21 protein-coding genes are annotated in these 17,705 nt (G+C 61.2%); 4 read left to right on the top strand and 17 right to left on the bottom strand.

All coding sequences use genetic code 11. From position 1 onward, the window contains the following. Position 1 precedes the first annotated feature (1 nt). The 11 genes from NFH66_RS07685 to NFH66_RS07635 all read right to left on the bottom strand — a co-directional run bounded on the left by NFH66_RS07685 (position 2) and on the right by NFH66_RS07635 (position 9,442). Positions 2-385, bottom strand: coding sequence for a hypothetical protein (locus NFH66_RS07685; RefSeq protein ID WP_349609597.1), 384 nt, complete (start codon positions 383-385; stop codon positions 2-4). Between the two features lie 14 nt (positions 386-399). Beyond that, positions 400-1,134, bottom strand: coding sequence for a pseudaminic acid cytidylyltransferase (gene pseF / locus NFH66_RS07680; RefSeq protein ID WP_349609595.1), 735 nt, complete (start codon positions 1,132-1,134; stop codon positions 400-402). Continuing rightward, positions 1,131-2,294: a UDP-4-amino-4,6-dideoxy-N-acetyl-beta-L-altrosamine transaminase gene (gene pseC, locus NFH66_RS07675; protein ID WP_349609594.1), complete on the bottom strand. Its 1,164-nt coding sequence runs from the start codon at positions 2,292-2,294 to the stop codon at positions 1,131-1,133. Before pseC ends, pseF begins: the two co-directional genes overlap by 4 nt. Beyond that, entirely contained in the window at positions 2,294-3,292 is a 999-nt protein-coding gene (gene pseB / locus NFH66_RS07670; RefSeq protein WP_349609593.1) for a UDP-N-acetylglucosamine 4,6-dehydratase (inverting), read from the bottom strand. Before pseB ends, pseC begins: the two co-directional genes overlap by 1 nt. 3 nt (positions 3,293-3,295) lie before the next feature. Beyond that, positions 3,296-4,588, bottom strand: a complete 1,293-nt coding sequence (locus NFH66_RS07665) for a lipopolysaccharide biosynthesis protein (RefSeq protein ID WP_349609592.1) — start codon at positions 4,586-4,588, stop codon at positions 3,296-3,298. Positions 4,589-4,901: 313 nt separating this feature from the next. Continuing rightward, on the bottom strand, positions 4,902-6,221 hold the full coding sequence (locus NFH66_RS07660; protein ID WP_349609590.1) for an ImmA/IrrE family metallo-endopeptidase: 1,320 nt from the start codon (positions 6,219-6,221) through the stop codon (positions 4,902-4,904). Between the two features lie 8 nt (positions 6,222-6,229). Further along, positions 6,230-6,664, bottom strand: coding sequence for a hypothetical protein (locus NFH66_RS07655; RefSeq protein WP_349609588.1), 435 nt, complete (start codon positions 6,662-6,664; stop codon positions 6,230-6,232). Positions 6,665-6,967: 303 nt separating this feature from the next. Further along, positions 6,968-7,915 (bottom strand): Rpn family recombination-promoting nuclease/putative transposase, encoded by a 948-nt coding sequence (locus tag NFH66_RS07650; protein ID WP_349609586.1) that lies wholly within the window; start codon positions 7,913-7,915, stop codon positions 6,968-6,970. Between the two features lie 155 nt (positions 7,916-8,070). After that, positions 8,071-8,544, bottom strand: coding sequence for a hypothetical protein (locus tag NFH66_RS07645; RefSeq protein ID WP_349609584.1), 474 nt, complete (start codon positions 8,542-8,544; stop codon positions 8,071-8,073). Further along, on the bottom strand, positions 8,534-8,845 hold the full coding sequence (locus NFH66_RS07640; RefSeq protein WP_349609582.1) for a nucleotidyltransferase domain-containing protein: 312 nt from the start codon (positions 8,843-8,845) through the stop codon (positions 8,534-8,536). The genes NFH66_RS07645 and NFH66_RS07640 overlap by 11 nt, the downstream gene beginning before the upstream one ends. A gap of 3 nt (positions 8,846-8,848) precedes the next feature. Beyond that, the gene (locus tag NFH66_RS07635) at positions 8,849-9,442 is read right to left on the bottom strand and encodes a DUF4351 domain-containing protein (RefSeq protein WP_349609580.1); all 594 of its coding nucleotides are present in this window, start codon (positions 9,440-9,442) and stop codon (positions 8,849-8,851) included. Between NFH66_RS07635 and NFH66_RS07630 the strand changes: the two genes are divergently transcribed. Further along, on the top strand, positions 9,407-9,688 hold the full coding sequence (locus NFH66_RS07630; RefSeq protein ID WP_349609579.1) for a hypothetical protein: 282 nt from the start codon (positions 9,407-9,409) through the stop codon (positions 9,686-9,688). The genes NFH66_RS07635 and NFH66_RS07630 overlap by 36 nt on opposite strands. A 10-nt stretch (positions 9,689-9,698) precedes the next feature. Here NFH66_RS07630 and NFH66_RS07625 read toward each other — a convergent pair whose 3' ends face one another. The 6 genes from NFH66_RS07625 to NFH66_RS07600 all read right to left on the bottom strand — a co-directional run bounded on the left by NFH66_RS07625 (position 9,699) and on the right by NFH66_RS07600 (position 15,322). Beyond that, the gene (locus tag NFH66_RS07625; protein WP_349609577.1) at positions 9,699-10,178 is read right to left on the bottom strand and encodes a hypothetical protein; all 480 of its coding nucleotides are present in this window, start codon (positions 10,176-10,178) and stop codon (positions 9,699-9,701) included. A 10-nt stretch (positions 10,179-10,188) separates the two neighbouring features. Further along, positions 10,189-10,488, bottom strand: coding sequence for a nucleotidyltransferase domain-containing protein (locus NFH66_RS07620; RefSeq protein WP_349609575.1), 300 nt, complete (start codon positions 10,486-10,488; stop codon positions 10,189-10,191). Positions 10,489-10,568: 80 nt separating this feature from the next. After that, the gene (locus tag NFH66_RS07615; RefSeq protein ID WP_349609573.1) at positions 10,569-12,785 is read right to left on the bottom strand and encodes a polysaccharide biosynthesis tyrosine autokinase; all 2,217 of its coding nucleotides are present in this window, start codon (positions 12,783-12,785) and stop codon (positions 10,569-10,571) included. An 88-nt stretch (positions 12,786-12,873) separates the two neighbouring features. After that, complete coding sequence (locus tag NFH66_RS07610; protein WP_349609571.1) at positions 12,874-13,215, bottom strand: four helix bundle protein; 342 nt, start codon at positions 13,213-13,215, stop codon at positions 12,874-12,876. 554 nt (positions 13,216-13,769) lie between these two features. Beyond that, positions 13,770-14,201 carry a low molecular weight protein-tyrosine-phosphatase gene (locus NFH66_RS07605; protein WP_349609570.1) on the bottom strand — a complete coding sequence of 144 codons (432 nt, stop codon included), beginning with the start codon at positions 14,199-14,201 and terminating at the stop codon, positions 13,770-13,772. Next, complete coding sequence (locus tag NFH66_RS07600; protein WP_349609568.1) at positions 14,201-15,322, bottom strand: polysaccharide export protein; 1,122 nt, start codon at positions 15,320-15,322, stop codon at positions 14,201-14,203. Before NFH66_RS07600 ends, NFH66_RS07605 begins: the two co-directional genes overlap by 1 nt. A gap of 452 nt (positions 15,323-15,774) precedes the next feature. On the opposite strand from NFH66_RS07600, the gene NFH66_RS07595 reads away from it, so the two are divergent. The 3 genes from NFH66_RS07595 to NFH66_RS07585 all read left to right on the top strand — a co-directional run bounded on the left by NFH66_RS07595 (position 15,775) and on the right by NFH66_RS07585 (position 17,699). Next, the gene (locus tag NFH66_RS07595; RefSeq protein ID WP_349609566.1) at positions 15,775-16,062 is read left to right on the top strand and encodes a hypothetical protein; all 288 of its coding nucleotides are present in this window, start codon (positions 15,775-15,777) and stop codon (positions 16,060-16,062) included. Positions 16,063-16,143: 81 nt separating this feature from the next. Next, positions 16,144-16,857 (top strand): hypothetical protein, encoded by a 714-nt coding sequence (locus NFH66_RS07590; RefSeq protein ID WP_349609564.1) that lies wholly within the window; start codon positions 16,144-16,146, stop codon positions 16,855-16,857. A 29-nt stretch (positions 16,858-16,886) separates the two neighbouring features. Then, complete coding sequence (locus tag NFH66_RS07585) at positions 16,887-17,699, top strand: hypothetical protein (RefSeq protein ID WP_349609563.1); 813 nt, start codon at positions 16,887-16,889, stop codon at positions 17,697-17,699. Positions 17,700-17,705: the final 6 nt, after the last annotated feature.

The raw sequence follows: 17,705 nt of genomic DNA, 5'->3' as shown, positions 1-17,705 counted from the left end.
ATTACTCCTCATCGACCGGCTGGAAAGCAGCTGCACGATCCACGCCCGCATAGGGCCACCATGTGGTATGCGAAGGCCGCTGCCGAGCAGGAGTTGGTTTTATCTTGCCGGCTTCAGGTGTTAACCGCCCGCTAAACACCCATTTTCCAAGCTTGGGAAACAACTTCGTCAGCTGTCTGGCATCGGCCTCATTACGAAAAACCGAGAGCCCACACCGCATACATTCATCACCGCCTCTTACTTTCCCCAGCTCCACATGGCTTGCAAAATCTTTGGCTACTGGAGGGTTAGCTCGGCAAACGCGGTAAACTTGTCCATTAGCGTCCTCAGCATCGCTGGGCGGGCAGCCGTCTGGACAGCCATCAGGGAATTTCACATCTTCCATGACACTTCTCACCGTTATTCTTGATCCACATGAGTGTGGCAGGCCTGCCAGGCCTTGAACAGCCATTCGGCGCGCTGCCAGTCTTCCGGCGTGTCGATATCCTGCACGCGGTGGCGCGGCAACTTCACCGGCACGGCACGCTCGCTGAAGATCGGCGTGCCCTCGCGCCAGGCGGCGGCGCGGCCCCAGTAGAACTGCCCGGCATCGTGCCAGGCCTCCTCAAGATCCTGAGAGCGGGTATGGAAGTGCTCGGGCTGGAACATGGCCACGCGCCCTTCCGGGGTCAGGCGTAGCGCACGCTGAATGGGAAAGGCGTAGCTGGTCACCGAGAAGGCGTAGTCGACGTCACGGCTTGCCTGCAGGGCGCGAAACCCGGCCTGCAGATCCTCGGCCTGCACGAACGGCGCCGTGGCGTAGAGGCAGCAGACCGCCTCAGGCGCCTGACCCTGCTCGCCCAGCCAGTCGATGGCGTGGGCGATGACCGGGATGGTGCCGGCATGGTCATCGGAGAGCGCGGCCGGGCGGCGGAACGGCACCTCGGCACCTTGGGCCTCGGCCACGGCGGCGATCTCGTCATCGTCGGTGGAGACGATCACCCGGTCGAAGCAGCCGCTGGCCAGCGCGGCCTCGATCGACCAGGCGATCATCGGCTTGCCGACAAACTCGCGAATGTTCTTGCGCGGAATGCGCTTGCTGCCGCCGCGGGCGGGGATAACCGCAATGGCTTGTCCGTCTACCGCCTGTTTCATGCGACCTCCAGGGCCCGAGCCAGCGCCGTCACCACCTCATCCTGCTGGGCAGGGGTCATGGTCGGATAGAGCGGCAGGCTGATAGCCTCGTCGTAGTAGGCTTCCGCAACAGGAAAATCTCCGTGCTTGAAACCCAGCTCTCGGTAGTAGGGCTGGGTATGCACCGGGATGTAGTGCAGGTTCACGCCGATGCCCTGCTCGCGCAGGCGTTCGAACACCTGGCGGTGGGACGGGGTGATCCGGTCGCGTTGCAGGCGGATGACGTAGAGGTGACGGCCGGAGACGCTGTCCGGGTGCTGCCAGGGGGTGGTCACGGGCAGCTCGGCCAGGGCGGCATCGTAGCGCTCGGCCAGGGCGTTGCGCCGTGCCACGTAGTCGTCCAGGCGCTCCAGCTGGGAGAGCCCCAAAGCCGCCTGCAGCTCGGTCATGCGGTAGTTGTAGCCGAGGTTGATCTGCTGGTAGTACCAGGGGCCATCGGCCTCATGGGTCATCAGCGCCGGATCCCGGGTCACCCCGTGGCTGCGCAGCAGGTCCATTCGCTGGGCAAGATCCTCGTCGTTGGTCAGCGCCATGCCGCCTTCGGCGGTGGTGATGATCTTCACCGGGTGGAAGCTGAACACGGTGATATCGCTGTAGCGACCGCTGCCGATGTAGTCGCCCTGGTACTTGCCGCCGATGGCGTGAGACGCGTCCTCGATGATCCGGAAGCCGTAATGCTGGCCAAGGGCGTGGATCGCCTGCATGTCGCAGGGCTGGCCGCAGAGGTGCACCGCCACCACCACCTTGGGCAGGCGCCCTTCCGCCTCGGCCCGTTCGAGCTTGGTCGCGAGCCCTTGCGGGCAGAGGTTATAGGTGCGCGGGTCGATATCGACGAAGTCGACCTGGGCGCCGCAGTAGCGGCCGCAGTTGGCGGAGGCGACGAAGGTGATCGGCGTGGTCCAGAGCCAGTCGCCCTCCCCCAGGCCCAGCGCCAGGCAGGCGATATGCAGGGCCGAAGTGGCGCTGTTGACCGCCAGCGCATGGCGCGCGCCTACCTTGGTCGCCACCGCCTGCTCGAAGCGCGGCACCATCGGGCCCTGGGTCAGGAAGTCCGAATGAAGCACTTCCAGCACCGCGTCGATGTCGGCCTGCTGAATATCCTGGCATCCGTAGGGGATCATCAGATGGCTCCGATCTTTTCCCAGTTGGCGTCGATCCAGGCGCGCAGCTCGGCGTCACTCATCCACTCGCCGTTATTGTCGCTGGCGTAGACGAAGCCTTCCGGCACCTTCTTGCCATCCTTGATGCGGTTGGCGTCCTTGTCCCAGCTGTTGATGGCCGGCAGGATCTTGTAGTGCTCGGGGTACTCGTAGGTGTAGTAGGCGTCTTCGGCACCGATCATCTGCTCGTGCAGCTTCTCGCCGGGGCGAATGCCCACCACTTCCTGCCTGGCCTCTGGGGCGATAACCCGGGCCAGGTCGGTGACCTTCATGGAGGGGATCTTCTTGACGTAGATCTCGCCGCCTTCCATGTCCTCGAAGGCGTGCCAGACCAGCTCCACGCCCTCCTCCAGGCTGATCATGAAGCGGGTCATGCGCTCATCGGTGATGGGCAGCACGCCCTTGTCGCGGATAGAGGTGAAGAAGGGAATCACCGACCCACGAGACCCCATGACATTGCCGTAGCGGACCACGGCGAAGCGGGTCTCGTGGCCGCCGGCGTAGGAGTTGCCGGCTACGAAGAGCTTGTCGGAGGTGAGCTTGGTGGCGCCATACAGGTTGATGGGGCTGCTGGCCTTGTCGGTGGAGAGCGCCACCACCTTCTTCACGCCCTTGTCGATGCAGGCATCGATCAGGTTCATGGCGCCCATCACGTTGGTCTTGACGCACTCGAAGGGGTTGTACTCGGCGGTGGGCACGATCTTGGTGGCCGCCGCATGCACCACGTAGTCGACGCCATCCAGGGCCCGGTAGACCCGATCGCGGTCGCGCACATCACCGATGAAGAAGCGCACACGGGGATCGCCCTCGAACTTTTTGGCCATCTCCCACTGTTTCATCTCATCGCGAGAGAAGATGATCACCCGCTTGGGGTTGTAGCGCTCCAGCAGCATGGGAATGAAGGTGTGGCCAAAGGAGCCGGTCCCACCGGTGACCAGGATGGATGCATTGTCGAACATGTATCAAACTTCCTTATTTCTAAAATTAAACCAAGGCATCGGATGACTAATGCTTGCAAGCCACCAGGTGCTGACGAAACGAATCGCCATAGCAAGCACGAACGAAATCGCAGCCCCTTGCAGGCCTAGAATGGGAATCAGCAGCAGCAGCAGCCCTACGTTCAGCACCCCGGAAAAGATTGTGACCATAGACAGCCTGGCGGTTTTCTTAGAAAAGAAAATATAGTTAGTCACCATCAGGTACATGCCTTGGAATGCCTGCCCCAAGGTCAATATCCCAATAATGGCTCCCGCAGCCGCATATTTTTCACCTGCGATAAGCGTGATGGCATACGGTCCAGCGAGAAAAGCCATACCAGCCATCATCAGCACGATCACAAAGTAAGCATAAGTCCACTTAACAATGCGGCGCTTGGTTGCCGAGTCGTTCGCCCTAAGCCTTTCAAACAGCCATGGCACATACGCCTTGTTAAATGCATCAAAACAAATCGACATTGCCATGGTTATCTGCACAGCCACCATATAGACGCCGGCAGAATCAAGGCCCAAGTGCTTGTTAATAAAAAATCGGTCTACGGTGGAAAGGAGAAAGGCGCCACCTATATGAGGAATTAGGGGAACACCAAAGCTCAACGCGTCCTTGACCTGATCAAGCCGCAGTGAAAAATGCACCAAGCCATCTTTAATTAACAAAAGAAGAGCTATGCCTCCAACAATGATCGAAGCAACTGTCTGTCCAGCCATAGGTCCTTCCGGCCCATAAGACAAGGCTAAAACCAACACTAATGATAAGGTGCCATTGAAAAGACTTAATAAAATCTGCAATGCACCATATTTTAAAGCCTGCTTTCTAACCTGCCATTGACCAAGCCGCATTCTTACAACAAAGCTAGCGCCTGATGAAACCGCAGCCAGAAGGATCCAGATGGGCGAGAGCCCTAGCGCTCCTGCTAGCCAGTCTTGAAAAATCAGCAGAAACACTGATACTAGCAGGAAGCTGACAGCTAATATCTGGAAACACGCTCCTATATAGCTAGGCATCTCCTTCCGCGCATCTTCATCGAAGTATTTTCTATTTGCCGCCCCAACCGCATTCAACCCGACAAAAGCAGTAAGCGCCGATATTAACAACTGAAACATGGCCACTTGACCATATTCAGATGGTTCAAGATGACGTGTCAGAATCGGCAGCAGAAGGAAAGGAATGGACGCATTCAGGATATTTGAAGCCAAGTAAACTATTGCGCCTGATGCAAGGCTTTTCTTTTTCCCACTCGCAATGGCGGAGTCAGTCATTTACAAGCACTTCAAAGTTGAATTCTGAATTCAAGAAATAAGTTCAGCATCTGCTGTACCCAGGGCGTCATCACAAGAATGGCGACTGGATGACAAAGGGCCTTTGTCAACGTTCTGGCGAAACACCTGACCCCGCCAATTGGCGGGCCCAGTCCGCCATATGGCGGCATCGACCGTTTCGCCAAAGGCCCCGCCATTTGGCGGGGTGGTGCCGCATCCTGGCGGAAGCGCGTCACCTAACCCACTGATTTTTCACGAACCTAGCGATAAGGAAAGGCTGCTGTTTGCCTGTGCATGTCGCTTCCACCAGGCTTCACGCCACGGCCCAGTCTGGGTCCAGGCCGTTGAGTTCATCGCTCTGCATCACGCGATTATTAAGCAGCTGCACCGTCACCGTCATCGGGCTTACCCCGAAAGTATCGGCGGCACCCTGAATCGCATCGTCCGAAAAATCACCTGCCAATAGCTCTGAAAGCGCTTCTATGGGGCAGAGCAGCTCGGCGGCGAAGGCGCGCTGCAGCTTCTGCCGGTAGGTATTCTGCGCCGTTGCCAGATGCAAAGGCTTGGGCTCAGTCTGTAAGAGTACATCCCCTAACAACCGAGCCACTTCGAAACGGCGCCCTGCCTGCCACCGCGAGCGTAACAGCACGCGACTCTTGTCTGATTCGAAGGCCAGTTCATAGGCTAACGCCTTGTTATGGCGCTGTTCCTCGAAAAGCCCAGCCGGCACGGCAAACCATTCCGCAAGCTGGCGATTGCCAATGGCGGCATCCGCTAGCCTTTCTTGAGCTCTCACGGCGTGGGCCGCTTTCACCCCATTTCGCCAGGCGGGAAGCTGGTGGTCCACTCGATAGCCCTGCCCTACCCAGCCAAGGCGGTTCTGCTGGTCCGATTCGCAGCCTTGAGAGCGCGCCCAAGCCTTGAGCTGGCTGGCACTCAGCGGGGAGCTGCCGGCACCCGCTGCCAACTCGGCGATCGCCTCGAGCCCTAAGCCTTGCGCATCCTGATAAAGCGTCATCACGCGCTCATCGGGGCATTCGTCTGGGTCAAAGCCCAGCAGGGCTTCCAGCCGCCGATAGGTCGCCGTCTCGGAATCGGCCCGCTCAGCCAGTAGCTCTTCATACATGTGAGGAAGATCGGCACCCGCCACTGCCAGTTTCGATAGCCGTTCGATCACCCGCTCTACAAATGCATCAACGCCTTGTTCGAACTGTGCCAAGGGAATGACGGCGTGGTCGGCAGAAAGATAACGCAGCGGTTGATGCGCTGACGCGGCACTAGCTTTGGCGCCTACGCGCATCCGCACGCCATCGCTGACGAACTCGACATTTGGCCACAACCAACCTCCACCCACATTGGCCATCCGGTGGGCCTCGAGCCAGCCTAGCGTTTGCTTGCCGGCGGGCTGGGGTTCAAAGCATAGCCGCCACCAGTTCCACACCAGCCACTCGGCAAGCGGGTTGGCCGCCAGAATCGCATGATGGCGAACCTCGCCACTCAGGGAGTCTTCGGCACGAGTGAAAAGTAGCTCACCTACTGCCAACTCCAACTCTGCCAGGGTTGCCCGATCAGGTTGGCGCTCCTGGGCACTGCCACTGCCCAGTGAGCTTACCTTGCACCAGCGGGTGGTCATGCGAAAGCTCATGGGGCTCGATTCTCCCACTCTTCAAGAACGACCACAGCAAAGGCTGTATCAAGGCTCATTGGATAGCCATGGTACTCACCCAGCTCCTGATTCTGAAGCTGGGACTCGTAAACGACGCCCTCGCAGACGGACCAGATATTCTGAGGCCAGCCACTACGAAACTGAACACTCACCATGCCTCGTAGCACCCCGGCCGCCAATAGTTCCTCAGCCTGTGATTTCAAAAGGGGCGCGTCAGCATCACAGAGCGTCTTGTCTGGCCGTGGTTTGGGCTCAGGAAATCCATAGTCTGCAGGATAGCGCTTATGGAACGGGCTGCCTTGATAACGTATGCGATCTGCAAGCTGTTGCCGCTCACACTCGGACAGCTGACTAGCTTCCAGTAACGCCTGTTTGGGCTTGATACGCTGCCGTCGAGAAGGTCGTTTCATGGAGTGCCTGCAGGGAAAGCGTGGCAACGGCGGCCCGCTTGGGTCAGACCCCGGCCATCCCTGGCCGGTGTCTGACCCGGCGCGGTGATGGCCCGAGATCGCCGCAAGAAGCAAGCTCCATTAGTGCCGTTGGCAGGGGCGGTGCGGAATGCTAACTGAAGCCTGCTAGTTCACTGATTTATTGAGTGAGTTGGCGACAAGGGAGGGCGGTGCCAACCCGCTTGTTCAGAACATCATGCGTTGCGGTCGCATCAGCGAGTGAGGAAAAGGCATCAATGGAGGCCGTGCAGCCACTCATAGAGATCAATGCAGATCGTCTTCTCGCAGCATTTGCACATCTGCCACGGTCAGGCCAGTCGCCTCCGCGATCTGCAAGTCACTCAGCACACCTAATTTAATTAGGTTGCGAGCAGTTTCACGATTAGCTTCCTGACGGCCTTCCTGACGGCCTTCCTGACGACCCTCCAGGCGCTCCTTCTTGACCAGATTTTCCAAATTCTCTGCCAGCATCGCTTTATCCTCCACCAGACTGTCGAGCTGATCCAGGTTGACGGCGGCGCCCAGCCGATGCAGATGGCGCTTCAGCCACCGAGTGACAATCCTGTCGATGCGTTCCTTGTGCGGGTCTTCCTGAATGATGGCGACCATCCGATCCACGGCTTGCTGCAACGCTTTCCAACTGGCCCCGGCGTTCTCGACGCCGAAGACACCACTTAGCGGGCTGTGTCGCTGTTCGAGCTGGGCTTCAGTATAGCGCCCCTCGTCGATCAGATAGTAGCGCAGGTGCGGCTGGTAGACCTGGAGAAAGGCCGGGGGTTCCGGCTGCACCATCTCGTAGACATCCTGCGGTGCCGTCCAGCGCCGTGAGCCGTTGTAGACCACCACCGGGAACACCGGCGGTAAGCTTTGCCCGGGTGTGAGTGTCTTCTGCTTAAGCAGCTCACTGTAGAAGCAGGCAGCATAGTGCAGCAGGCGAATCGGCATCGTGCGATCCACGGACGACTGAAACTCCAGCAAAATGTAGAGAAACACCCGCTGCGTCAGCCCCTGCCAGGTCACCTCGACTGACCACACCACGTCTTCGATCTTTTCCTCGAACAGCGGCGTAATGTAGTGGCCGTTATGCTTCTTGAGCGTCGAGAAGTCCATCAGCTCGGCGATCTCGTTCGGCGCGAAGCCTTCGATAAGCTGTTGAACAAATTCGGGGTGGCTGAAAAGCTCCTTGTAACCGGTGTCGTGATGATTTGCCATGCCTACCTCGCGCCACTGTCTATCGGTACAGTATAGACATGGAAGCCCAGTACGCCACGCGCTGCCGAAGCTCGCCGGAATATTCAAGGTCTTCCGGCGCTGCGATCAAGCCTCAAGATAAGCGAAGGCTGCCAATCGAATCCAGACTCAGAAAATTAGATTAACCCACGCTTTTTGGCATCGGTTAACATTGCGTTAGCAAAACTAATGATTTCTTCTTGGTAATCGTGAGCCGCATTCAACGCATCAACCAATACCTGGGCAGACTCGATATACTCATGGATCATCTGATTACGAGTCTGGCGTATTGCCAGCCAGCGATCGGCGGACTCCAGCATTCCCAGCTTCTCTGCCTTGTCGAGGTTATCGACTACCGCACCCCGCTTCTCCCCAAGTGCCTGCAGCCAGACTGGGAGAAGCTTGTCTCCAACAGTGTCTTGCAGCCGACAGAAACGGCTTACAAACGCCTCGACCCTTTCAGCGAACGCTTCGTCATTGGCGAGCGTTGCGGCTCGGTCGACATCCAGTGGCTGGTCGAAGACGCGAGATGCCGAAAAGTGCAGGTGCCGAATTTCTTTGCTGACGACCCGGTGCAGAAAGGCAAGGCGTTCTTGATGATTATTTGTCATTAGACAGTATGACTCCCTGGTCCCGAGCGATACGGTGAATCGGCAGTTCTTCGAGGTTAGGTGCCGCCAGTATCACATCCACCTTGCGACCCTGCGTGGCGCGCATGACCTTGACGCTGAGCCAGGCCGACAGGCGCGCAGGGTGCTCAACCGCTTCATCAAGCTCCACCATGAGGTCGATATCGCCACCCTTGGCGGTGTCATCGAGGCGGGAGCCGAAGAGCCGGACGACGGCCCTTTCGCCACAGTTTTCGCTAACCACTGCCTTGATGGCATCAATGTCAGACGGGGATAGACGCATGATTCAACGCTTGAACACGTCATCGAGGGTGTTAGCGGTGAGAATGGCTGCGGACCATGCCTCTAGTTGCTCGGGAGTCGCTTCGTCGAGCAGCTGCTGAGCCCACGTGGGGAGCTCTCCAAACTTCAGACCAAGCTGCCTTAGTAAGATATGACGCTGCCCTATGACTTCTCCTTCCTGGCGACCTTCCAAGCGCTCCTTTTTGACCAGGTTTTCCAAGTTCTCTGCCAGCATCGCTTTATCCTCCACCAGGCTATCGAGCTGATCCAGGTTGACGTCGGCACCGAGCCGATGCAGGTGGCGCTTCAGCCACCGGGTGACAATCCTGTCGATGCGCTCCTTGTGAGGGTCTTCCTGAACAATCGCGACCATCCGATCCACGGCTTGCTGCAACGCTTCCCAGCTGGCGCCGGCATTCTCAACGCCGAAGACACTGCTCAGCGGGCTGTGGCGCTGTTCAAGCTGGGCGTCAGTATAGCGGCCCTCGCGGCGGCTATACTGGCTATCTATCCAGCTATTTATAGTCTGAACACGGTCCAGCCCGACAGGAGCGGGGGTGCCATGAGCCGTGATAGCCGACCCGACGAGCTCATCCAAGCCGATGAGGCGGTGGTGGAGTTCGAACGCCTGCCCCAGGTGGTGAAGCGGCTCTCGGCTCGGGCGCGCCGGCATATCGCTAACAGCGTGTCGAAGAATACCATCCGCGGCATGCGGGCCGATCTGCGCGTCTACCAGCGAGCGGGCGGCCTGCTGCCGGCGGATGAATTCGATATCGCCAACTTCATCGCCGACCAGCGCGCCCTGGGCATGGAGGAGGCGTTGCCCTGGGTGTATTGGCGGTAAGGATAAGGCCTCACAGCGTTTGCAGCTGCTCAACTTGGACAACAAGACTTCTGGCAAACCGGTTCAAGACCGAGAGGTTGTCATGCGCCGTCATCAGTGAGACGTATAGGACGTCTGAATCCTCAATATATTCATGGATCATCTTGTTGCGCAGCTGTCGCAAGTTGACCCATTGATCTGCTGAGTCAAGCCAACCGTACTTTTCCGCCTTGTTGAGGTTGATAAGCAGCGCGCTGGCAGGTTCTCCCAATGCCTTGAGAAGCGCCGGAAGCAATTTGTCGCCGACCGTATCCTGTAGACGACAGAATCGGCTGGTGAAGGCTTCGATTTTCAAAGCCAGTGCGGGATTGCTATCCAGGCCTTCGACGGCGTCACGGGTCAGCGGCGGGCTGAACGCCTGCTTATCGGCATACTCGAGGTGAGCAATTTCCTTGCCGACGACCCTGACGAGGAAGGCCAGTCTTTCCGTCGTTTCCGGCGATAGCGTCATAGCGGGCTCCTCACAGCCGGATGCCCTGCTCCCGGGCGATTTCATGGATCGGAAAACGCTTCAAGCCGGGAGCCTCCAGCAGAACATCGATCTTCTGCTCCCCGAGTTTCATGATGATGGATCCTTCGAGGCGCGCGCAATCCCAGGCCGGATTATCGACAGGTTGGTTGACCGTGACCATGAGGTCGATGTCGCCGCCTCTGGCAGCGTCGTCAATGCGCGAGCCGAAGAGCCGGATCTCGGCCTCATTGCCGAAGATCTCGGCTGTGGCTGCCTTGATGACATCGATTTCGTGCTGATTCAGTCGCATGGCTCAGCGCTTGAAGACCTCATCCGATTGAAGACCTCATCAAGGGGGTAGTCCTTGGGAGCAAGGGGTCAAGGGGCGCCCTACTTGTAGGAGTAGTTGTAGTAGCCGTAGCCGTAGTAGGTGGCGGCCTTGCGCTGCATGGCGTTAAGGATGGCGCCCTTGACGCTGACGCCGGCGGTTTCCAGGCGGCGGGTGGCGATCTGGATCTCCTTGACCGGGTTCTGCTGGAAACGAGCGACCATCAGGGTGGTACCACACTGGCGGCCGACCACGGCGGCATCGGTGACGGCCAGCACCGGCGGGGTGTCGAGGATGACCAGGTCATACTGCCGGCTGGCGATCTCCAGGAACTGGCTGAAGCGCTGGTGCATCAAAAGCTCCGAGGGGTTGGGCGGTGATTCGCCCCGTGAGAGGTAATCGAGCCCTTCCTGCGTGCTGTGGCGCACCACCTCCTCGAGGCCGAGCTTGCCGGCAAGTAGCTCCGAAAGGCCATTCTTGCTGCGCCCGCCGAAGGCGTTGTGCACGTGGCCCTTGCGCATGTCGGCATCCACCACCAGCACGCGCTGGCCGGCCTGGGCACACACCGCGCCGAGGTTGATGGAAACAAAGCTCTTGCCTACCGAGGGGCTGGAGCCGGTGATCACCAGGCGGTTGTCATCGGCTTCCAGCATGGCGAAGTGCAGGCTGGTGCGTAGGCCGCGCAGCGCCTCGATGGCATTGTCGGCCGGCGCCCGCTCGGCGAGCACCGCGGTAGCGATCTCACTGGCGTGGCGGTCGCGCTTGTGCTTCACCCGGCGCACCAGCTTCTGCTGCTCATCCGAGAGCGGCACGGTGGCGTACACCGGCAGGCCGGCATCCTCGATCTGCTCCGGGCTCTCCACACCGCGGTTGAGCAGGCCGCGCACCAGCACCAGGCCCACCGCCAGCATGCCACCCAGCAGGGTGGCCAGCACCACGATCAGCGGCTTCTTAGGCTCGATGGGGGCCTCGCCCACCAGCGCCTCGTCGATGATGCGCACGTTGCCCACAGTGCCGGCGCGGGCTACTTCGAGCTCCTGGATCTTGTTGAGCACGCTGACGTAGATCGCTTGGGTGACCTCAACGTCGCGAGTCAGGCGCACGATTTCCTGCTGGGCGGCGGGCAGCTCGTTGACGCGCTCGTTGAGCTGGGCACGCTCCTGCTGCAGCTGACGCTTCTTGCGCAGCAGGGTCTGGTAGGCAGGATGGTTAGGGGTAAAACGCTGGGCCAGCTCGGCTTCCTGGAACTCCAGCTCGTTGAGCTGCTGCTCCAGGGCGATGAACTGCTCGATGGCGGCCTGGGACTCGCTGGAGAGGTCCACGCTGTCCATCTCGACGCGGTAGTCGTTCAGGGCGTCCTCAGCCTGGGCCAGCTGGGCGCGCAGCTCGGGGGCCTGCTCGCGCAGAAACTCTAGGCTCTGCTGGGCCTCGGCGGATTGGCGCTCGACGTTCTGGGTGAGGAAGGTTTCGGTGACGGCGTCCAGCGCCTGGCGGATCTCGGCACGCTCGGTGCCGGTGAGGGTGATACGCAGCATGCCAGTGCTACTGTTGCGCCCACCACCCACCTCGCTCACGGAGAGGCGGCTCTGGAGCTGGTTGATCGCCGCCGGGCGGCTGCGCTTGAGCAGGGTGAACTCGGCGCCGGCGGGCGCCTCGAGATCGGCCACGCGCAGGGTGATGTCGCCCTGGGCGAGCGTCGCGAGCTGCCCCACCTCCCCGGCGCCGAGGACCTGGCCTTCGTGTTCGAGCTGGTAGCCGCCGTTGCCCTGGGCGATCAGGGTGAGCGGCTTGCCGCGCCATGCCTGGGTGACATCCAGCCGCCCTACCTCGATGGTCTCGCCCCCCCACACGAACGCCTGGCCGGCCATGAACTCAGGGCGCTCGATACCGTGACGACGAATGAAGTTACCGATGACCGGCAGGGTGCGCGGCTGCACCACGGTTTCCAGGCCGATACGATCGACCACCTGCCCCAGCACCATGCGCGACTGCAGGATCTGCACCTCGGCGGCAGTGGAGGACTCGCCCTCCTGGCCGAACACCTCGGCGAGATCGCCCAGCGGGCTGACGGTGGAGCGGCGCTCCACCTGCACCAGGGCATCACCCTGATACACGGGGGTGGCCAGCAGCGCATAGGCCACGCCACCCAGGGCAAACACGAAGGTGATGGCGATGATTAGCCACTTGTGGTCGAGGAGCAGGCCGAAGAGACGGCCGAGGTCTATCTCATCATCCGCCACTGAAGATGGCTTCGTTCCGGGGTTCTGTGGGTCAGACATGTGGGGTGAGCTCTCCGGGCTGGGTGGTCAGCTGCAAGGAGCAAGCTGCAAGCTGCAAGGAAACCCAGCGTTTCTATGTTGATGATTCTTAGCGGCGGAAGGAGGCCATCAGGCCGTGGAGCATCTTGGAGATTTCGCGGGTCTCCTGGGCCCACTGCTGGCCGAGCTGTTTTTCGATGTAACCAATCTCGATGCCGATATATATCTGTGTTCTGAGTTCACCGCATGAGCCTTTGGAGTAACTCAAGAAGCGGACTCGGTCTTTCTCGCTATCCCGTTCGTACCCTTCGGCGATGTTGCTGGCGATGGATAAGGCCGAGCGGGTGATCTGGTCCTTGAAGCCGAAATCTCGACAGCCTTTGAATTCGGTATAGACATTGGCACACAGGCGCGCAGCGCGTTTCCAAACCTGCAGATCCTCGAATTTCATATAGCCAATCTCCAAGCGAAACATGTTCTTTGAGATTAGCTAATGAGTCACCAGATGTGCCTTGGGGAGGCCTTCGGCCTCCGTTCGCCCGGCAGAGCCGGCCTCCTACAAGTTATTCCCGGGTTTCCTTGTAGCTTGCGGCTTGTAGCTTGCAGCTTTCGTGGGAGCCCGGTTTATCGGCGATTCGGGGGCACCGGGGGAGGCCTTCGGCCTCCGTTCGCCCGGCAGAGCCGGCCTCCTACAAGTTATTCCCGGGTTTCCTTGTAGCTTGCGGCTTGTAGCTTGCAGCTTTCGTGGGAGCCCGGTTTATCGGCGATTCGGGGGCACCGGGGGAGGCCTTCGGCCTCCGCTCGCCCGGCAGAGCCGGCCTCCTACAAGTTATTCCCGGGTTTCCTTGTAGCTTGTAGCTTGTAGCTTGCAGCTTTCGTGGGAGCCCGGTTTATCGGCGATTCGGGGGCACCGGGGGAGGCCTTCGGCCTCCGCTCGCCCGGCAGAGCCGGCCTCCTACAAGTTATTCCCGGGTTTCCTTGTAGCTTGTAGCTTGTAGCTTGCCCCTACAGCCTCCTCGCCCACTCCCCCACCGCGGCGGCCAGTAGCCCGTGCACGTGCTCAAACGCCTCCCGGCTCTTGCGGTACGGATCCGGTATCTCCGGTTCTCCGGGCAGCCATTTGCCGAGGAGCATGGTCTTGCCGAGGGCCTGCGGGGCCAGCTCACCGACGGCGCGGCGTTGGCCTTGGCTCATGACGAGTATCAGATCGGCCTGAGCCAGCATCTCGCGGGTGAGCTGGCGGGCCTGGTGGCCGGCGACATCGAGGCCGTCGGCTTCGGCAAGCTCCCGGGCGGTGGGTTCGACGCCGTGGCCGACCAGGGCGCCGAGGCCGGCGGAGCTCAGCTGCTTGGCCGGGAGGGCCCGGCGCAGCATGGCCTCGGCCACCGGGCTGCGGCAGATGTTGCCGGTGCAGACGACCAGGATGCGTGCAAACATCAGTTCCGGGCGTCGTCGACGTCGTTGACCGTCTCGGCCGCCACACCCGGAAGGCTGATGGAGGGCAGCAGCAGGCTGATCACGCGGTTCCAGCGGGCGATGGGCGCGGTGGTGACGTAGATCACGTCCTGAGGCTCGAGGGTGAAGCGGTTGCCCAGGGTGAAGGAGGCGGCGTTGCGCACATCGAGCTGGTAGACGGTGGCGAGCTTGTCGCCCTGCTCCTGGCCACGAATGACGAAGATGCCGGAGGGGTTGGCACTGCGCTCATCGATACCGCCGCTGCGCGAGATGGCGTCGGTGAGCGTCATGCGCTCGTTGCCCAGCGGGATACTGCCGGGTCGATTGACCTGGCCCATCACCGCCACAGCCTGGTTCTCGGCGCTGGGCACATGCAGGATGTCGCCGGGCTGTAGCAGGCGGTTCTGGGTCATGTCGCCGTTGCGCATCAGCTCGAACAGCGAGATACGCTGCTGCTGGCCGTTGCGATTGAGGTAGACGGCGTGCCAGTTGGCACCGGGGTTGGCGCTGCCCACCTGGCTGATGGCGTCGACCAGGGTCAGCGGCACGCTGGTGATGGGCAGGGTCTTGGGCTCGCTGACCTCGCCGCTGAGGTAGACCTTCTTGGCGTTGAAGGCGGCGACGCTGACCTCGACCTGGGGCTGGGTGATATAGGCGGCGAGCCGGCGGCTTAGCTCGCTGCGGATCTCGCCGATGGTCTTGCCCTCGGCCTGCACCCGGCCGATATAAGGGTAAAAAAAGGTGCCGTCGGCCTGCACGCGGTTGCCGACCTCGGCGGCGCTGCGCTCGGTGCCACCGGGGTTGGTGAGCTCTGGGTGGTCGTAGACGATGATACTGAGCACGTCGCCGGGGCCGACGCGGTATTCGTAGGCCTCAAGCTGCGCCTTGAGCTCGGCACTCATCGGCTGGCCGCCCGCCGCGGTCTGCCAGCTGGCGATCAGCCCCGGGGTGATGGGTTCGATATCCACCAGCTCGTCGATGGGTGCAGTCTCGGTCTGGTAGTCCATATGGCTACCGGGGGCCAGGGAGCAGCCGGCAAGCAGGCCGAGGGCGGCCAGGCCGAGGCCGGCGAGTCGCAGTCGGTTGAGGCGGTGGTGGCGCATGGCTCGGTCTCTCGTCGATGGGTCGTCTGGACACGCTACCGCCCCGAGGTGTCATAGGCGAGTCCCCGAGGCCTGGATGGTCAACGCTTTGGCTTATTGTTATTGGGTGTACTGCTGAAAGGGGCGAATTATAACTGGCTAAGCGCTCGAGGCCTACCGCTCGAGGCGGCATTTCAACGATTGTAGTCAATGTCCTACACGTTGGGCGGTAGACGGCCACTCCCAGATACATGCTTTTACCGTCATGATGTTGGCAAAACGTGACAGGAATATTGAGGTCAATAGCCCGGCGACTTGTGCCGCCTGTAAGCACATGCGTTGCCTTGTCAAAGGGCGGCCTTCTGCGCTGTCGAGTTATCGACCATTCGAGGGTCGCAGTCTGCCGAGCATTGGGCTACCATCACGTAACGTAAGAAATCTCACGTCGACACCATATGCACAGGAGTCTCACGATGCCGACCTTCAAGACCGCAGGATTCAAGAAAGCCAGCGCGCTGGTGGCCATTGCCGGCATGCTGACCACGCCGCTGGCGATGGCGCAGGGAGAGCCGACTGGCGAAGAGGCCGGCGGCAGCGGCCAGGGTGTCGCCACCGCGCAGAACCAGCCGCAAGGCTTCGCGGCCGGTCTGCAACAGGCGACCGGCCTCTCCGCCACTACCCTTGGGGCCATCGCCGCTGTCGCCGTGATAGGCGGGGTCATCGTCGCCTCCGACAGCAGCTCAAGCTCCGGTACCAACTGATCGGCTTGATCAGGGCCATCTTCGCACAACGATCCGCTGAGAAGCGGTCAACCAGTCTCCTTGCTTCCAAGGATGGATCTTTTGACTAACACTGCGTCTGGCTTCCGCCACGCCAGCGTTGCGCTCGCCGCCGGTGCCGCCCTGATCTTGACGGGCTGTGCCGGCGGCGGCGTTTCGCCCCTGGGCAGCTCGATCGGCGCTGCATTCCCGGGCGGTATGGGGGCTAGCAGCCCCAGCGAACGGGCCGAATCGCTGCGCTTCGCCTCACTTGTGCTGGAGAGCGCCTCGCGAAGCGGCTTGGTAGTGCTGGGCGCGTTGGCCGGTGATACCACGCTATGGCCCACCGGTCAGCAGGGTGCGCTGGTGCTCTACCGCGATGGGCTTGCCGCTACCGTGGGCTTTCGTCGCGACCTGTTGAGCCTGCGCTATACCCCGCTCGAGAATCATGCCCCGCTCGAGAATCATGCAGAGTCCAGCGCTTCTGGCTGGGTGCCGTGGCGATCCGACACGCCGGTCAGCTACCGGGTCGCCAGCCACTGGCAGAACGCCAGCGGTGACGTGCTGGCCGCTGAAGGTGATGCCGAGCTGCGCTGCGAGCCGGCACAGACACGCGCCCTGCCGCTGAGTTCGCGGCCGCTGGAGTTATGTCGCGAGCTCATTACCTGGGACAGTGGGGGCGTGAGCCAATCGCGCTTTTATCGCAGTCCGCAAGACAGGCGCTTGTGGGCGGCGGAGGTTTCGCCATGGCCCGAGGGTGATCAGATTGCATGGGAGGTGGCGCGAGCGTGGTGGTAATCGATGGTAAAAGGGTCAAGGATCACGACATGAAGCAGTCGCAGCGGCGTACGGGGGCAAAACGCCGCCGGATTGCCGCATGGTGCCGTCATGGCGCGGTGCTAGCGGCGCTGCTGATGGCGACGCCGGTGGTGGCGCAACCGACCCAGCAGCTGAGCGATGCCTGGGTAAGCGTGCTGGGCGGGGTGCCCGGGGCGATCAGCTGGGGCCATGCGGTAGCGACACGCCGCGCCACGCTTGAGTCGCTTCCCGTTCAGCAAGCGCGTCTGCGCGCGGAGCTGGATACCTTGGTTGCCAGTGCTCGCCTGAGCGGAAACGGCGCCCTGAGCCAGGGGCTGGCGGCTTGGCGTCAGGCCATTGCCGACGCCGACCTCACGCGCAGCCGAACGCCAGGACGCCATGACCTGCCGTGGATCGCCGCAGACTTGCGGCGTGACCTGCCACTAACGGCGGTCGCAAGCTTCGCCCTGTGTGAGCCACCGCGCTGGGTAGAGGTGTGGCACCTTGGTGGCATCACCCGGGTGCGCTGGCAATCGCAGATGACCCTGGCAGGGGCGCTGAGCACCCTGCCCGATAACGCCACCACCAAGATCAACCGCGCGGCGGTGATCTCGCCGCTAGGAGAGCTCCAGATGCGTGGCATCGCCGACTGGAACAACGAAGCTACGGGCTTGGCGCCAGGGGCCCGGGTGGTGTTGCTGCTGCCGGAGGCCCAGGGCTTGCGCGCCGCCCTGCCCTTCCCCGGCACCGTGGAAGAGGCCGGCTGGGTCAACCAGGCGCTGCCGGAGTTCCTGGCCACACGGCTACCGGGAGAGGAGTGCCAGCTATGGGATGTGGAGTGAGGTTTG

This window comes from Halomonas sp. H10-9-1, from assembly GCF_040147005.1.
Lineage (GTDB): Bacteria > Pseudomonadota > Gammaproteobacteria > Pseudomonadales > Halomonadaceae > Halomonas.
This window is presented reverse-complemented; position numbering and strand designations above follow the sequence as displayed.